This window comes from Trichloromonas sp. (assembly GCF_041583255.1).
Classification (GTDB): domain Bacteria; phylum Desulfobacterota; class Desulfuromonadia; order Desulfuromonadales; family Trichloromonadaceae; genus Trichloromonas.
This window is the reverse complement of record NZ_JBFHGD010000277.1, coordinates 1-3,648: the sequence shown is the minus strand read 5'-3', so window position 1 is coordinate 3,648 and position 3,648 is coordinate 1. Positions and strand designations below refer to the sequence as shown.

The 3,648-nt window shown below is 60.9% G+C and carries 4 protein-coding genes; all 4 read right to left on the bottom strand.

Features of this window, described 5'->3' with window-relative positions; translation table 11 throughout:
- On the bottom strand, window positions 1-572 hold a 572-nt coding region (locus ABYV89_RS15495; protein WP_432823837.1), incomplete at its 3' end, for a beta-ketoacyl synthase N-terminal-like domain-containing protein.
- Window positions 563-2,020 carry a phytoene desaturase family protein gene (locus ABYV89_RS15490; RefSeq protein WP_432823836.1) on the bottom strand — a complete coding sequence of 486 codons (1,458 nt, stop codon included), beginning with the start codon at window positions 2,018-2,020 and terminating at the stop codon, window positions 563-565. The genes ABYV89_RS15495 and ABYV89_RS15490, both read right to left, overlap by 10 nt.
- Complete coding sequence (locus tag ABYV89_RS15485; RefSeq protein WP_432823835.1) at window positions 2,017-3,237, bottom strand: beta-ketoacyl-[acyl-carrier-protein] synthase family protein; 1,221 nt, start codon at window positions 3,235-3,237, stop codon at window positions 2,017-2,019. The genes ABYV89_RS15490 and ABYV89_RS15485 overlap by 4 nt, the downstream gene beginning before the upstream one ends.
- Before the next feature lie 56 nt (window positions 3,238-3,293).
- A partial coding sequence (locus ABYV89_RS15480) for an SDR family oxidoreductase (RefSeq protein WP_432823834.1) occupies window positions 3,294-3,648 on the bottom strand: 355 nt, incomplete at its 5' end.

Here is a 3,648-nt window from a genome sequence, read left to right as displayed (position 1 = left end):
CCGCCGCAAAGCATCATCTCCTGCTTACCCATGGCGATCATCTCGGCCCCGTAGCCGATGGCATGACTACCGGTCGAGCAGGCCGCGGCCGGAGCCAGTATTCGACCAGTGACTCCGAGAGCCTGGGCCACGTTGGCGGCACAGGAATGGTTCATGATCTGAAAAAAGAGGGTCGACTTCATTCGTTCAAGACTGCGATCGGTGAGAAAGTCAGTAAAAAAACTTTCCGAGGTCGCGATGCTACCGACGGTCGAACCGATCGCCACCCCCAGCCGTCCGCTGCCGCACTCCGTTTCCCCCAGACCACCCTGAGCCAGGGCCTCCTGGCAGGCCAGAGTAGCGTAGATTGACATCAGCGACATCGAACGACGAAATTTGCGGGGAATCGCCTTGGCGTCGAACTCAGGAACCAGCGCCGCGACCTGGCTGCGCAGGCCGGTGATCTCCCGCAGCGCGGGAACCTCGCGGACCGCGCTTTGCCCCTGCCGCAGCCCTTCGTTGAAGACCGCCGTGCCGCAGCCGAAGGGAGAGATCGCTCCCATGCCTGTTATGACCACTCGTCTCAGCGACATGCTTTCACCTTGTTGCGCAGCCGGTCATGACCGACAATGGTTTCACAGGCCAGAAAGCCGGAGAGCATCCCCCCCATCACTCCCGGTGAGGCGGTCGCCTGGCCAGCCAGAAAAAGATTTTTTGCCCGGGTCTGGGCCATCGGGTTGTACTGTCCGACCTTGTGCTTGACCCCGTACAGTGCACCGCTCGGAGCGTGCACGTAATCCCGCATGGTCAGGGGGGTGGCGGTCTCTACCACGTCGACCCGGCCGCTCAATTCCGGACAGCTGGACTCAATCCTCCGCAGCAATTTCGCCGCCGTGGACTGTTTGTATTCGCCATAGGAGTCGGCCCGTCGACCAGTGGTCGATCCGCCCCACTGACGGGTGGCATCGGGTGAATCCGCACAGATGGCGATGAACCCGCCGGCGCCGCCCGCGCTGGCTTCGGCGGCGGTCAGGTAAATCGTCTGCTCCTGCAGGCAGCCTTCCTCATCCAGCAAAAACAGGTTGCGCCCACGCAGAAAGTCTGGAACACCATCGCACAGCGCATAAAGAATAAATGCCGAAGACGTGTCTTCCAATCTGGCCAGCCGTCTGTGGTAAACCGGGCGGAACACCCCTTCAGGCACCATCCCCAAAAGCCGGGTCGGGTGCATGGTCGCCACACAACCCGTTCCTTCGATAACATCGCCATCCTCGAGGCGCACTCCCTGCAGGGTTCCAGCGTCGGAAAACAGGATGTCCCGCGCCCCCCGGCCACAAAAAATGTCGACTCCCAGCTCAGCCAATCGTCCTTCGAAAGCCGTAACCAGACTCCCGCCGCCGCCCTTGAGACCATGAACCGACTGATAATAGGGGCCCACAATGGCCGCATGGAGGGTGAAGGGAACTTCTTCAGGAGGAACCCCGTACAACAGAGTATGCACACAGAGTAGCCGTTTGAGCGCGGCATTGCCGGTCAAACGGTCGAGAACCTGTCGCAGACTTGCCCCATTGAGACCGGCAAAATAGCCCGGCCCATCGAAACCGGTCTCCATGTCCAGATAGGGGAGCGCCGTGCAGACTTGCCGAACTTCAGCAAGATAAGAATCAATGGCCTTGGCTTCGGCAGGAAACTCCTGCACCAACCGCTCACGCAGACGCTCCGGGCCAACCGGATAAGCGAAATCGGTACGGCCGGAAGTTCGAACCACATCGAACCCCTCATGGTCAAACGAGGTTGTCTGTAAACGATCAGCCAGCCCCAAATAACGCAGGAAGGTGTCGAACGGCCCACCCTTGGTGAGCCCACCGGAATAATGAAACCCGGTGTCAAAATAAACGCCCCGCCGGCTGAATCCTCGTAGCAACGGAGCAATTCGGGAACTTTTCTCGATCAGGGCCACCCGATATCCCTCGCTGGCCAGAACCGCAGCAGAGGTCAGTCCGGAAACACCGGACCCGATAATCAGGTAGTCATACCTCATTCACTAAACCCCAGAACCAGGCAGGCGTTGGTTCCACCGAACCCGGCCGAATTGCAGAGGACAGTTGCCGGGGTCTGGTAAATGGTTTCGGTGGCGATCTTCAGCCGCGCCGACCACTCATCCGGCTCATGAAAATTGATATTGGGGGCAATAAACCCTCCGTGGGCCATAATCACCGAATAAACCACCTGGGAAGCACCCGACATCCAGAGTTCATGCCCAGTCATTGATTTCAGGGAGGAAACCCAAGGGGTTTTCGGCCCGAATACCGCGTGGATATTTTCCGCCTCAGCGGCATCGCCAGCCGGGGTTGAAGTCGCGTGGGCACATACATAATCGACGTCGGCCGGCTGCCGGGAGGCATTGGCCAGAGCCATGCGCATGGCCCGCTGCAGACCGTCACGGCTCGGCACCGAGATATGATCGCCGTCGGAGGAGAAGCCGTAGCCCGCCACCTCGCCGAGTATGGTCGCCCCACGCGCCCTGGCCAGATCGTAACGCTCGAGCACCAGGGCTGCCGCACCGCCGCTCGGCACCAGGCCGTCGCGTCCGGCATCGAAGGGGCGGCTGGCCGCCTGCGGTTGGTCGCTCCGGAGCGAAAAAGCACCGAGACCGTCGAAACTGCACATCGACTCCCAGTTGATTTCCTGGGCGCCGCCGCAAATGACCCGCTCCTGCCGACCGAAAGCGATCAGGTCGGCGGCCTGCCCAACCGCGTGGCCGCCGCTGGAGCAGGCGGAACTGATGGTCCAGCAAGCGCCCCGGGTGCGCAACAGGGTGTTGAGGTTCATGGTCACGGTGGAGTTCATCGAACGGAACACCTGACCGCTGCCGATCAGCTTGGTCTCGCCGCGCTGCCGCAGCAACTCGACCTGTTCGATGGCAGCAATGCAGGTCGAATCGCAGCCGAAGACCAGGCCGGTCTGGTCGTTGCGGATGTCATCCTCGCCAAGACCGGCCTTGGCCAGAGCGTCGGTGGCAGCGGCGTAGGCCTGGACGGCAAAGTCAGGCATGGTCTTGCGCTGCTTCTTGCCCAGCACTTGCTTGCCGTCAAAATCGCGGATAGTCCCGGTCAAAGGGCTGCGGAAACCCAGACTCTGACGCTCTGCATCAACAACGATGCCGGAACGACCGGTCCTCAGGGCCTCACCAACAGCCTCCCAGCTACATCCCAGGCACGAAACGATGCCGACTCCGGTAATGGCAACCCGATGCATAAAACCCTTTAGATAAATCGATTCCTAAAAAACTGCCGCAGCGAAACCGGGCAGAACTACATGTAGGTTCCGCCGTTGACCGAAAAAACCTGTCCGGTTACGTAAGAAGCCTTGTCGGAAGCCAGGAAACTGACCACACCCGCCACCTCGTCCGGGGTACCGACCCGGCCCATCGGGATCATCGGCAGAATTCGTTCCCTGGGCAGGTCCTTGAGCATTTCGGTCTCGATGAAACCGGGCGACACGGCGTTGACCAGTACGTTGCGCTTGGCCACTTCGGCGGCCAAGGCCCGGGTGGCGCCGATCAGGCCGGCCTTGGCCGCCGAGTAGTTAACCTGGCCGGGCATGCCGCTCTGCCCCGAGGTGGAAACAATGTTGATGATTCGCCCTTTGCGCTTCTTGACCATGCTG

What these genes read in the sequence shown, in the direction of transcription:
- ABYV89_RS15485 (WP_432823835.1), bottom strand. Translation starts at nt 3,237, where the DNA reads ATGCATCGGGTTGCCATTACCGGAGTCGGCATCGTTTCGTGCCTGGGA.
- ABYV89_RS15490 (WP_432823836.1), bottom strand. Translation starts at nt 2,020, where the DNA reads ATGAGGTATGACTACCTGATTATCGGGTCCGGTGTTTCCGGACTGACC.